A 16,319-nucleotide genomic window follows, 5' to 3' on the forward strand; every position below is an offset into this window, starting at 1 on the left:
AGCACGGTTTATTCCCCCAAGGAACTGCATCGGGCAAATCTAAAGCCGACTGACATTGTGACAGTGACCGTCGTCCCCACGACGAAAAATCTCCCCACGCGTAGACACGAAAGCTGAACTAATCTGCCGTTTATGATAGTGGGCGTCTGCAACATGCGGGCACCCCAATTTTTTTGTTGGCAATTGCCGCGCGCATCCTAGAGAAGCTTCGCACTCCTCCCCTCCTTGTCTTATGATTTTCCTACGCCCGTACATAATACTGGGGTTAATGCGCTGCGCGTCATTCGCAGCCCAGCGTTCGCCCCGGATCCGAAGATGAAAAGCGAAAACTGGTCTTTCGCTGTTGATGTCTTTGATCGCGGAAATGTGGTGCATCTTTGTGCCAACCATCCGCACCTGGTTCAGGAAAAACATGTCGAACATAGATAATCGAACCATACTGTGCGCACATCGTGCTTACAGGCCACACCATGGAGGTCCGAGGCAATGCCGACCCAGAATAATGCCCTTAAGGAAAACGTGCTTGCCGCCAACGGGATGCTGGCGAAATCCCTTGAGACTCTGCGCAGCGCCTGTGAGCGGCTCAGCATCCACCCCGATGTTTTCGAAGAGCTGAAATGGCCGCGCGAAACGTTGGCCGCCACACTTTTGATCCGGATGGACGACGGGAGCCGTAGGGCCTTCAAGTCTTGGCGGTGCCGCTACAATGATCGGCGTGGACCGACCAAGGGCGGCGTCCGAATTCATCCAAACGTCTCGCTCGACGAAATCGAGACACTCTCTTTTTGGATGACGTTCAAATGTGCCGTCGCCAACCTACCGTTTGGCGGCGGGAAAGGCGGGGTTTGCGTTGATACCAAGGCGCTTTCGGCCAACGAGTTAGAGCGATTGAGCCGGGCCTATATCGAGGCATTTGCCCCTTTCATTGGCCCCGATCGCGATATTCTGGCGCCGGACATGTATACCAATGGCATCGTCATAGCTTGGATGGCGGACGAATACAGTTCGATTTCAGGGCAGGCATCACCGAGCGCAATTACCGGCAAGCCGCTAGCCTTTGGCGGAACGAACGGACGCGTCGATGCGACGGCGCGCGGTGGATATTATACCCTGCGTCATCTGGAAACCTCGCTTGCTCTCAATCCGGAAAGCGCCACTGTGGCGATCCAAGGGTTTGGGAATGTCGGCTATCACTGTGCTAAGCTGCTTCACGCAGACGGCTACAAGATCATCGCGATCTCGGATTCTCGCGGCGGCATCTATGACAAACGCGGTTTGGACCCGCTGGCGGTCATGCAGCACAAGCATGAGACAGGCAGCCTGCAAGGCGCAAAGGGCCAAGGTAAGACGAAGGAGATTACCAACGCCGAGCTGTTGGAGCTTGAGTGCGACGTGTTGGTGCCCGCAGCATTGGAGCGACAGATCACGCTGGACAATTGCGACAAGATCAACGCTCGCATCATTCTTGAAATGGCAAATGGACCCGTGTCGCCCGAGGCTGATCGAAAGCTGAGCGCTACAGGGCAAATCATCGTGCCCGATATCCTCGCGAATTCTGGTGGGGTCACGGTTTCGCACTTGGAATGGGTTCAGAACAGGTCCGGTTTCTATTGGGACAGTTCGCGTGTCCGGGATCACCTGAAAAAAACGATGGAAACCGAGACGCAAGCGATCTGGGCTTTGCACAATGAAATGGACCTGTCGATGCGCGATGCAGCCTATACCCATGGTCTTCGTCGGATCGCGGAATCCGTGGAAGCCCGTGGCACACCCGCCTATTTTGAGGGGTCGTAGCCGCACAACCTGACGTCGATCCCTATGGGAATGAAAGAAGGTATAGGATTGCTGGTTGAGGCGTCTTGCTGCCTTCAGTCGTTCTGCGCAACGCATCGCACAGCTGGTTTGGTAAATCTGCACTGCAGCGCGAGCTGAGTCGACGAAAGGCGGCTCTGGGCCGTTCAGGCATTCCCCAATCGGCCATGAAGATCTAAGATCGACACCCTGTTGGACGAGCTGTCTCCACCAATATGCACGAAGGTTTTTCCATGGCCATCAAACCCATGTTGCACCCCCGCAACCAACACCGGGAGGGGTATGACTTTGAACGCCTGATGGTGAGAACACCCGAACTGGAGGCCTTCACGACAAGAAACCCGCGCGGTCGGATGACGATCAATTTTTCGGACGTGGACGCGGTCCGCATGCTCAACCGGGCGCTCTTGCTGACGCATTACGATATTAATTTCTGGGATATTCCGACCACTTACCTGTGCCCTCCGATCCCCGGGCGCGTCGATTACATCCACTACTTGGCGGATCTACTTGCCGAGTGTAATGGCCAAGAGATCCCGCACGGCCCCGATATCAAGGCTCTGGACATCGGAACCGGTGCCAGCCTTGTGTATCCGCTGACCGGTCAGCATGAATATGGCTGGGATTTCACAGCTGTCGACATCGATCCGGTCTCAATCAAGTCGGCGCGGCAGATCTGCACGCGAAACGATCTGAACATCAGGCTCAGACGCCAGAACAATCCGAAGAATATCTTCGAAGGCGTGATCGGTCCTGATGATATCTTCCATGTCACCCTGTGCAATCCGCCGTTTCATGCGTCCCTTGAACAGGCGGACAAAGGCACCCGGCGCAAGTGGCGGAACCTTGGCAAAGGACACTCGAAAAAACTCAATTTCGGTGGCCAGAACGCCGAACTTTGGTGCCCGGGTGGCGAGATCGGCTTCATCGCCAGAATGATTGAGCAGAGCATGGATTTTGCCGATCAATGCCTATGGTTTACCTCCCTGGTGTCTAAGAAAGACAACCTGCAGCCACTCTCCAGACTGCTGAAGAAAGCGAGGGTTGCCGAGTTCAAGGCCGTCGAAATGTCACAAGGGCAGAAGACAAGCCGGTTTATTGCCTGGACCTATTATCCTGAATCGCAGCGATCCCTTTAGGGGGATCGGGTTCGTCAACAGGACATAGGACTAGCGCCTTCACCCGATGCTCGCTGGCTGTTGCAAGCTGCGGCGCAGCGCAACACGGCCAGTGTTCGGAATGGGCCGTTCTTGCCGGTGATGGTGCGCCCTGATGTGAACATGCTGCGACCGATCTAACGGCGGCTGCGACCCCAAAGTGACCGATGTGGCACATTGCGGGAATGTATACACAGTGCGATGAGCCGCTATTCACAGCCACGGTATTGAATCCCCGCTATTGGTCACAAAACCTCAGTTGTAGGTTTGCGTATCAGGAATGCTTTGGTTCAGTTCTTTCCCGACCGTCAAACCATTCACCTTTTCCACGATGGCAGCGACATCGATGCCATGGTGGCGATAGAGATCAGCGATGGTGCCAGTTTGGCCAAAATGCTCAACCCCCAACGGAACCGTCTGATGCCCCTTAACACTGCCCAGCCATGACAACGTTGCTGGGTGACCATCAATAACGGTGATGACTTTGCAATGCGGTGGCAAGTCGGCCATCAGGGTTTCAATATGGGCCTGCGCTGCCTTGTTTCCCCGCGAGCGAGCCCGTTGCGCCGCAGTCCAACCCGCGTTCAGACGGTCTGCCGACGTTACGGCGAGAACGCCGACATCGCGCCTCGCCTCACCGATTATACCCGCTGCTTTGATTGCTTCCGGCGCGACGGCCCCCTGATAAGCAATGACCACTTCGCAATTCGGGCCCGGCTTGCGGAGCCAATAGGCCCCGTCGATGGCACCTTGGCGAAAATCCTCATCCCCCCGTTTTCCAGGTTGTTCAATCGGGTTGGTGGTCAGACGCAGATAGACCGATCCACCGGTTTCATCGCGCAACCATGTCCGCTCATCCGGGTCACCCTCGCCATCGCGCTGTAGATAGTCGAAAGCCCATTGCATGATCACCGCCAACTCGTCGGCAAAGGCGGGTTCAAACGATGCCAGCCCATCCTGAGACATCCCGATGAGAGGCGAGCCCACAGATTGGTGTGCGCCGCCCTCGGGGGCCAACGTCACGCCGGAGGGTGTGCCCACCAGCATGAAACGTGCATCCTGATAACAGGCATAGTTCAGCGCATCGAGCCCGCGCGCCACGAAGGGATCATAAACCGTTCCGATGGGGATCAGCCGTTTGCCAAAAACACTGTGGCTCAGGCCAGCAGCTCCCAGCAGCAACATGAGGTTCATCTCCGCAATGCCCAGTTCTATGTGCTGACCTTCGGGCATGAATTCCCATTTCGCGGTGGAAGGGATGCGATTCTCGATAAATGCATCCGCTTGCGCCGCGCGGGCAAAGAGCTTGCGGCGGTTCACCCAAGGGCCGAGACTGGTGGTGCCAGTAACATCCGGTGATGTGGTGACGATCCGCGCGGCCAGATCACTGTCACCCTTGGACAAGTCATCAAGAATCTTACCGAATGCCATTTGGGTCGAGATCTCTCGCGAGGTATCGATGTCAATAGCAGGCACGGCCAGCTTGGCATCGCTGTAGCGCCGCGTCCCTTTGGCGAAGAACGGCACTTGCGACAGGAAATCGCGAAAGCCAACGGGGTCCTCAACGGTCGCCATAAGCTCCCATTCCTCTCCCTTTGCAACGCCCATATGAGCCTGCCATTCGGCAAATTGGGTGTTGTTCATCAGCCCGCCGTGGTTGTCCTTGTGACCTGCGATCGGCGTGCCCCAGCCCTTGATCGTATAGGCGAGGAAACAGGTCGGGCGGTCGTGCTTGATGGCACTAAACGTCTCGGCCATGGTCACGACGCAGTTGCCACCGAGGTTTTCCATGAGGGCCGCCAACTCAAGATCGCTGCGCCGTTCAATCAATGCGCTGACGTCGCCCTGATCACCAAGATCATCCAAAAGCCGTTTGCGCCAAACAGCCCCGCCCATGTAAGTCAACGCCGAGTATTCTTGGTTCGGGCAAGCGTCGATCCAGTCACGCAGCTTGTCTCCGCCCGGTTCTTCGAATGCCGCACGCTGCAAGGCACCATGCTTGATCCGCACCACGTCCCAACCGAAGGCATCAAAAATCTTCTCGAGCCGCTCGAAAAGCCCTTCACGCACGATCCCGTCGAGTGATTGGCGGTTATAGTCGATCACCCACCATGTGTTGCGCAGATCGTTCTTCCAACCCTCTTGCAAAGCCTCGTATATATTGCCCTCATCCAATTCGGCATCGCCCACCAATGCGACCATGCGGCCCATCGGGGCATCGCCTCCCCAGCTTTTGGCTTTGATGTAATCCTGAATGATCGAAGCAAAGGACGTGATCGCCACACCCAATCCCACCGAACCGGTCGAGAAATCCACATCGTCGATATCCTTGGTCCGGCTGGGGTAGGATTGCACACCGCCGAACCCGCGGAAGTTTTCCATCTTCTCGCGCGTCTGGTTGCCCATGAGATACTGCATCGCGTGGAAGATCGGCGACGCATGGGGTTTCACAGCCACTCGATCCTCTGGCTTCAGCGTCGAGAAGTAAAGCGCGGCCATGATCGATACCATCGAAGCCGACGAGGCCTGATGCCCGCCGACCTTGATCCCGTCCACCTTGGGCCGCACGTGATTGGCGTGATGGATCATCCAATGCGACAACCACAGCAGACGCTGTTCAATGGTTTTCAGATGGATCAGATCGGGGCGCATGGCTCTCGTCCTTATTCGGCTGCGTGGCGTTCTGCCATCGGAAGGGCTTGTTCCAGATCGGCAAGGATGTCCTCGACCTCTTCCAATCCCACGGACAGGCGGATCAAACCATCGCTGATATCATGTTCGGCGCGCTCCTCGGGCGTGTAGGTAGAGTGGGTCATCGACGCTGGATGCTGGATCAGTGTCTCGGCATCGCCCAACGACACCGCTCGCTGGATCATCTTCAACCCGTTCATAAGGGCGATACCGCCGGACATGCCGCCATCGATTTCGAACGCGATCATTGCGCCGGGTTGATCCATCTGCTGCTCTGCTAGCTTCTGCTGGGGAAAGCTTTCCAACCCCGGGAAATATACGGTCTGCACTGCACGGTGCGCTTCTAGGAATTTGGCAACGACACGGGCCGAGGCGCAATGGCGGTCCATTCGCAACGCCAGCGTCTTGAGCCCCCGCAAGATCAGCATCGCGTTGAAAGGCGCCATCACCGCGCCGGTCATGTCCTTCATGCCTACCAACCGGATCTCGGCCACCTGTTCTGCACTGCCAGCAACCAGCCCGGCCACCACGTCGCCATGACCGCCAAGGTATTTGGTGGCGGAATGCACAACGATATCGGCCCCCATCTCGATCGGGCGGGTCAGGTATGGCGTGGCATAGGTGTTATCTACAACCACCTGCGCGCCCGCTGCGTGGGCAATCCCGGCCGTGGCCGCGATATCCACCAGCCGCATATTCGGGTTGGCCGGGGTTTCAAAATAGACAACACGGGTTTTCTCGGAGATTGCCGCGCGTAGATTTTCCGGGTCGGTCATGTCGATATGGGTGATCGTGACTCCCCATTTTGCCAGCCCATGCTGCATGAAGGCAAAGGTGCAGCCATAGAGCGTCTTGTCTACGATCACTTCGTCACCGGGCGACAGCAGTGTCCACAGCACGGCGGTAATCGCGCCCATACCGCTGGCAAGCGCCAAGCCCGCCTCGGCGCCCTCTAACGTGGCAATGCGACGTTCTAATAAATCGCAGGTCGGGTTCGAAATACGGCTATAGATATATCCCTGCCGCTCGCCTGCAAACATCTCGCCACCAGCCTCGGCCGTCTCAAAGGCAAAGGTCGAGGTCAGGTGCAGAGGCGGCGTTAGCGCTCCTTCGTTTTGCATCGGATCATAGGCGTGGTGAATAGCACGGGTGGCAAAGCTGGCTGGACGGGTCATAAAAGGCTCCTGAATCGATCTCGGGCCATTCTGCGCCACTTATGGCGGCATTTGATTGCCAATTATGCCGCTATGAACATATAATTTGGCATTATCTGCCAATCAGGACGCACAATGGACGCCAAAGACAGACAAATCATCCGCGCCCTCCAGCGTGATGGGCGGATGACCAACCAGGATCTTGCCGAGGCCGTGAACCTGTCGCCATCTCCGTGCTTGCGCCGGGTAAGAAACCTGGAGGCCAAGGGGGTCATTCAGGGATATAGCGCCGAAGTTGACGCGGCCGCCTACGGCCTAGCTATCACTGTTTTCGTGCGGGTCAAGCTAGAGCGGCACAATGAAGAGGAAGTGCAAAAATTTGAGAAACGAGTCCGGTTAATTGATGAAGTGCTCGAATGTCACGTGATGACCGGGGCGATGGACTATCAGCTAAGGGTGCTGGTCCCTGATCTCGAAGCCTACGAGAACTTTATCCGCAACCAGATACACCCCATCGGCGGCATCGCCTCCATCGACACGAGCTTTGTCTACGGAACCGTCAAGAGGACAGCCGTTTTCCCTTTGGCACATTAGTGCAGGCTTCTGCCCGGCCATTTTAGGCCCTTACACATGGGCAAGGAGAGTTTTCAAAGAGCGATATTGAACACCTGACACACCATGTTTCAAAGGTGGTTTAGTGTAAGAACCAGCCATCCTGACCGAAGCAGCGTAAGTCGGCTTCGTCCCGCTTTGCCGCCTCTCACTCCTCAAAAATGCTGCGCGATGCACGAATGGCCGGTCTGGTGAAGCCGCACCGCAGCACTGGCCGTTGACATGAGTGGTGGCTAAGGGTCCAAAGCGCGTAGTGCTGCGCTCCTAATAAACGTCTGATTTGCACATCAGAATACAGCCAGGGAAGAACCCTCGCGCGGTTTCGCAACAGGCTTGGTAGGCTTTGTCGCGATTAAATTGTGGCCCTTCGAGCAGATATTTCGTCCACAATCCTTCAAGGATCGCTGACAAAGACATAGCTGCAAGGGTGGCGGTATGTTCGTCAACAGCAAGTTCATCGCAAAGTTCTTTGATTGCGGATTGAAATTGTGCATCCCCTGCCTCAATCAATTGACGGTACTTATGCGTGGACGCGACTTCGGAACGGAACGCAAACCAGATTGCGACATTGCGTTCGTTCAACACGTTCTCGGACAGATCGGCTTTGAATAGCGCGGCAAGCTTTTCTCCGGCGGAGGCATGCTGTCCCTGAAACGCGCGCATCCAGCTGTCGGTGTATTCTTGCATCATTTTCTCGGCGACGGCCCAGATCAGCGCGTCTTTGCTGCCAAAACGTTGTTTGATCATTCCTCGGGATAGGCCGGAATAGCGTTGAATCGCGTCAACGGTTGTCCCTTTGATACCGTGGCCCTGAATGGCCCGCGCCGCCGCATCCAACAACAACGAGGTGCTGCGTGCGCGCTGCACTTGACGTGCGCCTGTACCGACAGGTGATGCGGGGATTATTGCCATCTGCGATCCTTAACGAAAATACTATACAGTCGTTCATTGTTTGAACTATGTTACACATTTCCGCGTCAAAGAGTAGGTGATTGAACATGACCCTAGATTCGACAGTAACCGATGCCCGCTATGCCAAATTATTTGAGCCGGTGAAGATCGGGCCGGTTACGACGCCGAACCGTTTTTTTCAGGTGCCCCATTGCAACGGCATGGCACATTTGAGGCCCAATGCGCTGGCGGCAATGCGAGGCATCAAGGCTGAGGGTGGTTGGGGCGTGGTTTCCACCGAGGAAGTTGAAATTCACCCAACGGGCGACATTTCCCCTTCCGTCGAAGGCCGGCTTTGGAGCGATGATGACATCGCCTATCACGCCAAGACCGTCGAGGCGATCCATGCACATGGATCACTGGCTGCTATCCAATTGGCGCATAACGGATTTCACGCGGCCTGTGGGCTGAGCCGTCTAGTGCCGATGGGGCCATCGCATCAAGGCGTTGTTACTGGTTTTGGTGAGCCTGTTCACGCCCGTGCTATGTCGAAACAGGATATTGTGGCACTGCGTGGTTGGTACAGAGATGCGGCGCGGCGGGCGCAGATCGCGGGGTATGACATCGTCTATGTCTATTCGGGGCACAATCTGACGACACCCATGCATTTCCTGTCTGCCCGATACAATGATCGAACGGATGAATACGGCGGCAGCGTGGAAAATCGTGCGCGCCTAATCGGCGAACTACTGGAGGACGTCAAAGAGGAGGTTGGCCAAAGCTGTGGCGTGGCCTTTCGTTTTGGCGTGGACGAATTGATGGGACCAGACGGCATCAATTGGAACGAAGAAGGCCGCGCCGTTGTCGAAATGTTTGCAGAGCTTCCCGACCTTTGGGATGTGAACTTGTCAGGCTGGTCGAATGATAGCCAGACCGCGCGGTTTGCCCCGATTGAAGGGTTTCAAACCAGTTATACCAAGCAGGTAAAGTCGCTGACCTCCAAACCAGTGGTTGGTGTGGGGCGGTTCACGTCGGCAGATACGATGATCGCACAGATCAACAATGGGCATCTGGACCTGATCGGCGCGGCGCGGCCCTCGATCGCTGATCCTTTTCTCCCCGCCAAAATTCGCGAAAACCGGATTGATGAGATCCGGGAATGTATCGGCTGCAATATCTGCGTGACCGGAGACAACATGCAGGTGCCGATCCGTTGCACGCAAAATCCGACCATGGGTGAAGAATGGCGGCGCGGATGGCATCCCGAGCGGATTGCGGCTTCGGTTGATACCCCTCCTGTGCTGATTGTCGGTGCTGGTCCCGCCGGGCTGGAAGCGGCATTGCAACTGTCCAACCGGGGGCATCCGATCACGTTGGCCGAAGCGCGGGATGAGTTGGGTGGTCGCGTCAGCCGCGAAAGCCAACTGCCGCGTTTGGCCAGCTATGCCCGCGTGCGCGATTATCGCACGCAATACCTGTTGCAGCGTGCGGATGTAGAGATTTACCGCAACAGTGACCTAACGGCCGATGACATACTTGGGTTTGGTTATGACCATGTCCTGTTGGCAACCGGTGCGCGTTGGCGTCGTGACGGCATCGGGCGGGATCAACGCAAAGCAGTTAAGGGGCTGGATAATGTAACGGTCTTGACGCCAGACGACGTATTGGACGGTGTAAAGGCAACTGGCAATGTGCTGGTCTACGATCTGGATTATCATGTGATGGCAACAGCTGTCGCCGAGAAATTGCGAAGCGAAGGCCATAGCGTCGCCTATGCCACCGACAGCGCGTTGGTCGCGCAATTCACAAATCTGACGCTAGAACAGGGGCTCGTTCATCGCAGTTTGCATGATGCTGGTGTTGAAATTCACTTGAACGTCGCGCTCAGCGCGGTTCAGCAGGGCAACGCAACGCTTCATTGTACATATACTAATATTGCCAGAACCGTGCCGTGCGACACCGTCGTTCTGGTGACGGATCGTTTGCCTAAAGATGAGCTTTATCAGACGCTTTCAGTTGATTCCGAAAAACTGGCCGACGCCGGGATCAACACACTCCATCAAATTGGCGATTGCTTTGCACCCGGTTCCATCGCAGCAGCTGTCTATTCCGGACACAAGGCCGCGCGATTGTTTCCGGATTTTAAAGCGGATCAAGCAATGTTCAACTGGGAAAGGCCAGCAATCTTATGAGCGATGACTTGAAGAATTGGATGGACGATCATCCGCAGATAAAAACCCTGATCCTTGCCGCACCTGATGTAAACGGAATTATGCGCGGCAAATCCGTGTTGGCCACACAGCTTGACAAAGTGATCGACGGACAGGTTTGCATGGCGTTGTCGACACCAACTGTTGACATCTGGGGCGACGAAATTGAGGGGTGTTCGGAGGTTGCCGAAACTGGTGATTGCGACGTCGCACTCAAACCCACCGGGCGCATGCCCATTCCATCTGTTCTGGCGTCCGGTTGCGCCATTCTGCCCTGTGATTTCTGGATGGAAGATGGCACCCCGATCCGAACCGGGTGCCGACAAGCCCTAGCTGCATCGCTTGGACGTATCAAGGCTCTGGGCCTTCGCCCCGTAGTTGCGCTTGAGTTGGAATTCTACCTCTATGATCCTGATTGCGATGGATTGGAACACCCGCTTTCGCCGCTGACCGGTCAGCGGTTGAGCGGTCGTGAGGCCGCCCAAATTAATGATCTGGAGCATTTTGCCGATTTCCTTTCCGCCGTCCGTAAGAATTGCGCCGCGGCCGATATTAGCGTCACCGCAATCAACTCGGAAAACGGCACAGGTATGTTCGAGATCAACCTTAATCATTCTGAAGACGTATTGCGCGCCGTCGATGACACCGTATTCCTGCGCCGCCTTATACGCGACACCGCCCAACGCCATGGGCTGGGTGCCACCTTCATGGCCAAACCGTTCCCCAATTTGGATGGCTGCGGCATGCACATCCATTTCAGTATTCTGGATGAGGCTGGCAAGAACATCTTTGACAATGGAGGTCCGGAAGGCACCGCCGCCCTGGCTCATGCCGCCGCTGGCCTGTTGCAGCACGCAGATGAGATGCAGTTGATCATGGCCCCTCATCTAAACAGCTATCGTCGCGCGCAACCCAACTCCTATGCACCGGTCAATTTGGTTTGGGGATATGACAACCGTTCGGTCCCGATACGCATTCCGGGGGGTGATCCCAAAGCACGCCGGATCGAACACCGCATGGCGGGGGCCGATGCCAACCCCTATCTGGTGACGTTGGCGGTTTTGGAGGCTGCCATTCAAGGTATAGAAATCAAATGCGACCCAGTTCCGCCCGTTGAGGGCGCGTGTTACGATCAGGGCTATCCTACTGTCGTCAGTAACCTGCGCGACGCGCTCCGCTTGTTTACCAACAGCAAATGGACTTTTAAACTAATGCCAGCGCTTTTTCATGAGGCTTTTATCAACTGCAAACGCCAAGAACTCGCGCTGTTTGAGGCACAGGTTACAGTCCTGGAGGTCGAGACCTATCGGGACAGGTGATAGGGCCCAGCGACTGCATTGCGATGTCAATTACTTACGAATTTCTCATAGAGGACATCCGCTACGACGGTCCAAACGTTCGCTACGTCCCGCTTTGCGGGCCTTCGGCAGCCGGAATAGCTTCACGATGCAAGAATAGCCGGTTTGGTGAAGCTGCACTGCGGCGCTACTTGAACCAACTAAGGTCCGCTTCTCTAATTGGGCGTTTGGGTCAAGCTCGTTTTCCTTCTTTCTCGTGGATCATTGTCCCTCATCCGGGTCACGCTTCTCTTCGCAGTCTGGTTGATGCCATCGGGCACCGCTGCAAGCATATGTCGGATCGGCAGTGGAAAGCCTTGCTTAGAGACGGCTTCTGGTTGCGCAGCAGCCATTTTCGGCTTCTTCCACAGACCTCGTCCGGTGAGGGACGATCCTGTTAGCTTTGGTGGGTGGCGGATCAGTTCATGCTGTGCCCAAGACCTCATCCATTTCAATCATCGGACGGACCAGTTCGTCGAAGCTGCCATGCTGCACTGTCTTGGGCAGACGAAGGCCGAAGATCTTCAACAGCCCGCGCACCTCATTGGCAAGATCGATTGTCTTGCTGAGCAACGCTTTACGGGTGCTGAGCAAGGCCCGCACACCATGCGCTTCCCGGCTCTTCATGTGGACCGGACTGAACCAGCCGGTGCGCAGAACATGCGCGATCCCACGCGCGTCGTTTTTGTCAGTCTTATTGCGCATCGCTGAAAGGGCAGCGTTTACTTGACGAGCTTCCATGCAGACGACATCAAAACCTTCGCTGGTCAGACCGTAAAAGAGATGCTGGCTCAGTGTGCCAGCCTCAAATCCGACGCGCTCGATCGGATAACCGAAGCTGTTCAGGCAATCGGCAATAGTGCCGACCTCACAGGGGAGCTCCCTTTCGCGCATCACCTTGCCTTTGGCATCGACGATACACACAGCGCAAGAGCGCAGAGACACATCCAAACCGGCAAAATATTCCATTTTCTATCTCCCATGTTCACAGCCTTCCTGTGATCTTAACGGGAGCTCGACCTCTGAATAGGGGCAGCCCAATTACGCATACTTTGGGACGTTCTTGTCGATCGCGACTGAGATCGCGAGCATGGCTATGCCGCACCGCCCCATGGCAGCTTCGAGCCCACTTTGACCAATGCTGCGCTCCGCTCGAATGTTAGCTCTGGCTTCGTGCGTGAGGATGATGTGGCTTATGGTTTTTTTGAGGAACCCTCTTGGGTCCGTTCAAGAAATGTGCGGCAGAGCAACCTGGTCATGGCCGAAACGTAGCGATCCTCGGTCCAGCCAAAATGCTGGGTAAGTTCTCTCCATGTATCAAAATGGGTGGTGGCGAAGAGAAGTGCAGCGGCTTCCTCTATGTCCCAGTCTGGTGACAGCTCACCCATGTCGGCGATCTGCCTGATCATTGCCGCAAAACTCTTTTGTCGATAGGCCATGCGATCCCGCCACGCCGAACCAAGCGCGGGATCGTCATTCTGCGCGGCCTCCAGAATTCGAGCGACCGGAAAAACCGCCGACCAGAAATGGGTGTTGAGGCGCATGGCACGCTCAAGAAGTTCACCGCCATCCGGAGCGGCTTGAACATGTGCCAGCCTGCGGCGAAGGTCGAGCGTCTCGTCCATATGCCGGACAAGCGCGAGCAGCAGACCGGCCCGGTCCCCGAAATGCAGGTATATCGCCTGACGCGAAACGCCCGCTTTGGCCGCCACTTCAGTCAGTTTTAGATTCGATCCGTGGTTGGCGGCCAGATTCCAACTCACCTTCAGGATATGCTCGCGGGTCTGGGACCTCCCATAGTCGGACGTTTCACTTGACATACTGTAAACTTGCCTCTAGATTGCTTTACATACTGTAAACCACGACGGTAAGAGTAATCCGATGAAAGAACAAGACTTTCTCGCGTCTCAGACCGCAGCTCTTTCCCGCAACGGCGTGGAGTTCGAGCGGCGATTCATCGATGTCCCGATCGTAAACGGGAGCGCGCAGGTTCTGGTTTCTGGCGATGGGCCGCCTGCGATCCTTTTGAATGGCATCGGAACGCCCGCAGCGATGTGGGCACCTCTGATGGGGCAGTTGGACGGTCTAACACTTTACGCGGTCGATCTGCCGGGCTACGGGCTCACCAGCTCGACACCCGCGCTTACGCAAGACATGCGGACGACGGCGATTGCCTTTCTCGGCCAGATACTGGAAAGGCTTGAACTCAACCAACCGGCAATCATAGCCAATTCCCTCGGCTCGAATTGGGCGTCTTGGTTCGCTCTAGACCAGCCCCAACGTGTCGCGGCGCTTGTGCATGTCGGCTGTCCCGCGTTGATCCTGGGGACCTCCGCGCCTCTGCCAATGCGGCTCCTCTCGAAACGGGGTCTCGGTTGGTTGATGATGCGAATCCAGCCTCCGTCGCCGCGACAGGTCGAGAAATTGTCCCGGATGGTCAACGAATACCCGCTGCCGCAAGAGATTGCCGATCTGCTGTTGGCGACCGAGCGTTTACCTTTTTTCGAGCCGACGTTTCTGGCAATGCTCAACGCGCTTATCAGGCTGCGCGGTGCCCGGCCGGAGATGGCGCTGAGCCGCGAACGCCTGAAACAGATTACGACGCCTTCGCTGCTGATATTCGCGCGCAGCGATCCGTTCGGGGGTATAGAGGTTGGCCGTGAAGCTGCCGATGCCATGCCCGACGCAAAACTGCATATCGTCGACGGAGGTCACACGCCGTGGATACACAATGCAGAAAAGATCGCGCCCTTGATCATCGACTTTCTCGGTTCGCGGTCGACCCAGTCATTAACCTAAAGCGGCCACTCATGTTTCCCGCAGGAAAAGACAGCTCCGTCCCGCTTTGCCGCCTCTCACTCCTCAAAAATGCTGCGCGATGCACGAATACCTGGTCTGGTGAAGCCGCACCGCAGCGCTGATCGTTGACATGAGTGGCGGCTCTGGGCCTGATTCGGCTCGTATCACGCGCGGACAATCAATATCCGCCGACACGATCACTTCTTCCCGCGTGCCGCTTTTTCTTCTTTGGTTAGTTTGTTGTTCCATGAATTGTTACTCAAACCCAATTCGCTTGGAAGGGGTTTGGTTTTCCCGACGTTGACCGTGCCGCCTTTGTTCAGGAATTCCTGAATAAGCGCATCATCCGTGGTTTCTTTGGGGACATGTTTCATGAGCACATGTCATACCCGATCGGTCGCACGCGTGTCACGCATCATTTGGCGCAGATCGCTCGGGTCGATCATGAATAGGCAGAACCCGTCGATTTGCATCAGCAGCATCGAATTGGTTGCGCTAAAGGGATGGATACATGAAATTGCGGGATCATTGCCAGAGGGGATTGCGACATGATGATCTATGGGCTGAACACCTGCGCCGTTTGTCAGAAGGCCAGAAAGGCGTTGGAGGCAGCAGGCAAAGACGTCAGCTTCCGCGATGTACGGGCCGATCCGCTGAGCGACGTTGAATTGGCGGAGTTGATTGCAGAGTTCGGGGATCGTTTGGTGGATCGCAACTCGAGTGATTACCGGGGGCTTAATCTTTGGATGAAAAATGCGGAGGCAGAGGCGCAGATCTCTGCCCAACCCAAGGTGATGGCGCGTCCGGTCATCCGTGATCAGCATAGACTCTACTTAGGTTGGGATGAGACGGTTCAAAGAGCTTTGCTTTCTGAGTGATATCGCGAACGGTGATGCGTGGTTGAATACTTAGACATGCTGCAAAGCACGCGAATGGCAGGTAAGGCCCAATGAAGAGCGAGCCGTTTGGCCAACAGGAGGATCGCACTGCGCCAACGCCCGTCTGCTTTGAGCCCGGTCTTGCCGATGGCACATCGGCGCGGCTTGAAGATAGAAACCAACATCGCTACGTTGCTTTTCGAGGACGACCTCCCCCGTCGGGCAATAACTCCGGGACGGCCCGGCACTGGTATAGAGGTTGCTATGCGGCCCCCGCTTGATCGTCTGCGCCATGCGCTTAGCTTTGAAATTATTGCGCTATTCCTGATCGTTCCGCTTGGGGCGCTGGCTTTTGACATTCCAATCTATGACATCGGGATCGTCGGTATTGTCAGTGCGACCATCGCGACACTCTGGAATATCATCTATAATTTCACCTTTGACGTGGCGTTGAAACGCCTCACCGCAACCACGCTGAAAACAGCGCGGGTCCGGGTGCTGCACGCAGTGCTTTTTGAACTTGGCCTATTGGCCGTTCTGATGCCCTATTTGGCTTGGTATCTGGACGTGTCTCTCTGGCAGGCTTTCGTGATGGATGCGTCATTCGCGCTGTTTTATATCATCTACGCGCTTGGGTTTAACTGGGCCTATGACGCGCTTTTCCCCTTGCCTGAGTGGAAGGGCGCTGTGGTCTGCGAGTGACTGCGCGCCCTTCCCCGACATTGGCGACATGACCTTCAGCCCGAGATCTGAATTCCGATTTTGCCAATATGAGACT

At 56.0% G+C, this 16,319-nt stretch carries 14 protein-coding genes; 8 read left to right on the forward strand and 6 right to left on the reverse strand.

The annotated features are described in order from the left end of the window. The first annotated feature begins 486 nt into the window (after positions 1 to 486). Together ACN0SD_RS19375 and rlmF are read left to right on the forward strand one after the other, a co-directional pair. A complete protein-coding gene (locus ACN0SD_RS19375) occupies positions 487 to 1,794 on the forward strand; it encodes a Glu/Leu/Phe/Val family dehydrogenase (protein WP_417809839.1) in 1,308 nt (435 codons plus the stop codon). 251 nt (positions 1,795 to 2,045) lie between these two features. Then, complete coding sequence (rlmF, locus tag ACN0SD_RS19380) at positions 2,046 to 2,951, forward strand: 23S rRNA (adenine(1618)-N(6))-methyltransferase RlmF (RefSeq protein WP_417809840.1); 906 nt, start codon at positions 2,046 to 2,048, stop codon at positions 2,949 to 2,951. 273 nt (positions 2,952 to 3,224) lie between these two features. On the opposite strand, the gene ACN0SD_RS19385 is transcribed toward rlmF, so the two are convergent. Both ACN0SD_RS19385 and ACN0SD_RS19390 read right to left on the reverse strand, forming a co-directional pair. Further along, on the reverse strand, positions 3,225 to 5,621 hold the full coding sequence (locus ACN0SD_RS19385; protein WP_417809841.1) for a 1-deoxy-D-xylulose-5-phosphate synthase N-terminal domain-containing protein: 2,397 nt from the start codon (positions 5,619 to 5,621) through the stop codon (positions 3,225 to 3,227). 11 nt (positions 5,622 to 5,632) lie between these two features. Continuing rightward, the gene (locus ACN0SD_RS19390; RefSeq protein WP_417809842.1) at positions 5,633 to 6,835 is read right to left on the reverse strand and encodes a methionine gamma-lyase; all 1,203 of its coding nucleotides are present in this window, start codon (positions 6,833 to 6,835) and stop codon (positions 5,633 to 5,635) included. A 114-nt stretch (positions 6,836 to 6,949) separates the two neighbouring features. Between ACN0SD_RS19390 and ACN0SD_RS19395 the strand changes: the two genes are divergently transcribed. Beyond that, positions 6,950 to 7,408, forward strand: a complete 459-nt coding sequence (locus ACN0SD_RS19395) for an Lrp/AsnC family transcriptional regulator (RefSeq protein ID WP_417809843.1) — start codon at positions 6,950 to 6,952, stop codon at positions 7,406 to 7,408. 282 nt (positions 7,409 to 7,690) lie between these two features. Here ACN0SD_RS19395 and ACN0SD_RS19400 read toward each other — a convergent pair whose 3' ends face one another. Beyond that, complete coding sequence (locus ACN0SD_RS19400; protein ID WP_417809844.1) at positions 7,691 to 8,293, reverse strand: TetR/AcrR family transcriptional regulator; 603 nt, start codon at positions 8,291 to 8,293, stop codon at positions 7,691 to 7,693. Between the two features lie 131 nt (positions 8,294 to 8,424). Here ACN0SD_RS19400 and ACN0SD_RS19405 point away from each other — a divergent pair, with 131 nt between their 5' ends. Both ACN0SD_RS19405 and ACN0SD_RS19410 read left to right on the forward strand, forming a co-directional pair. Next, entirely contained in the window at positions 8,425 to 10,509 is a 2,085-nt protein-coding gene (locus ACN0SD_RS19405; protein ID WP_417809845.1) for an FAD-dependent oxidoreductase, read from the forward strand. 20 nt (positions 10,510 to 10,529) lie between these two features. Further along, positions 10,530 to 11,846, forward strand: a complete 1,317-nt coding sequence (locus tag ACN0SD_RS19410) for a glutamine synthetase family protein (RefSeq protein WP_417809846.1) — start codon at positions 10,530 to 10,532, stop codon at positions 11,844 to 11,846. A gap of 441 nt (positions 11,847 to 12,287) precedes the next feature. Here ACN0SD_RS19410 and ACN0SD_RS19415 read toward each other — a convergent pair whose 3' ends face one another. Then, a complete protein-coding gene (locus ACN0SD_RS19415; RefSeq protein ID WP_417809847.1) occupies positions 12,288 to 12,833 on the reverse strand; it encodes an IS110 family transposase in 546 nt (181 codons plus the stop codon). A 224-nt stretch (positions 12,834 to 13,057) separates the two neighbouring features. Then, complete coding sequence (locus ACN0SD_RS19420; RefSeq protein ID WP_417809848.1) at positions 13,058 to 13,684, reverse strand: TetR/AcrR family transcriptional regulator; 627 nt, start codon at positions 13,682 to 13,684, stop codon at positions 13,058 to 13,060. A 61-nt stretch (positions 13,685 to 13,745) separates the two neighbouring features. Between ACN0SD_RS19420 and ACN0SD_RS19425 the strand changes: the two genes are divergently transcribed. After that, entirely contained in the window at positions 13,746 to 14,663 is a 918-nt protein-coding gene (locus ACN0SD_RS19425) for an alpha/beta fold hydrolase (protein ID WP_417809849.1), read from the forward strand. A 197-nt stretch (positions 14,664 to 14,860) separates the two neighbouring features. Here the strand turns inward: ACN0SD_RS19425 and ACN0SD_RS19430 are convergent, their stop codons facing one another. Further along, positions 14,861 to 15,037, reverse strand: coding sequence for a hypothetical protein (locus tag ACN0SD_RS19430; protein WP_417809850.1), 177 nt, complete (start codon positions 15,035 to 15,037; stop codon positions 14,861 to 14,863). 174 nt (positions 15,038 to 15,211) lie between these two features. Here ACN0SD_RS19430 and ACN0SD_RS19435 point away from each other — a divergent pair, with 174 nt between their 5' ends. Then, positions 15,212 to 15,541: an arsenate reductase family protein gene (locus tag ACN0SD_RS19435; protein WP_417809851.1), complete on the forward strand. Its 330-nt coding sequence runs from the start codon at positions 15,212 to 15,214 to the stop codon at positions 15,539 to 15,541. 264 nt (positions 15,542 to 15,805) lie between these two features. Beyond that, complete coding sequence (locus tag ACN0SD_RS19440; RefSeq protein ID WP_417809852.1) at positions 15,806 to 16,243, forward strand: PACE efflux transporter; 438 nt, start codon at positions 15,806 to 15,808, stop codon at positions 16,241 to 16,243. Positions 16,244 to 16,319 lie beyond the last annotated feature (76 nt).

The organism is Thioclava sp., from assembly GCF_048263065.1.
Classification (GTDB): Bacteria; Pseudomonadota; Alphaproteobacteria; order Rhodobacterales; family Rhodobacteraceae; genus Thioclava.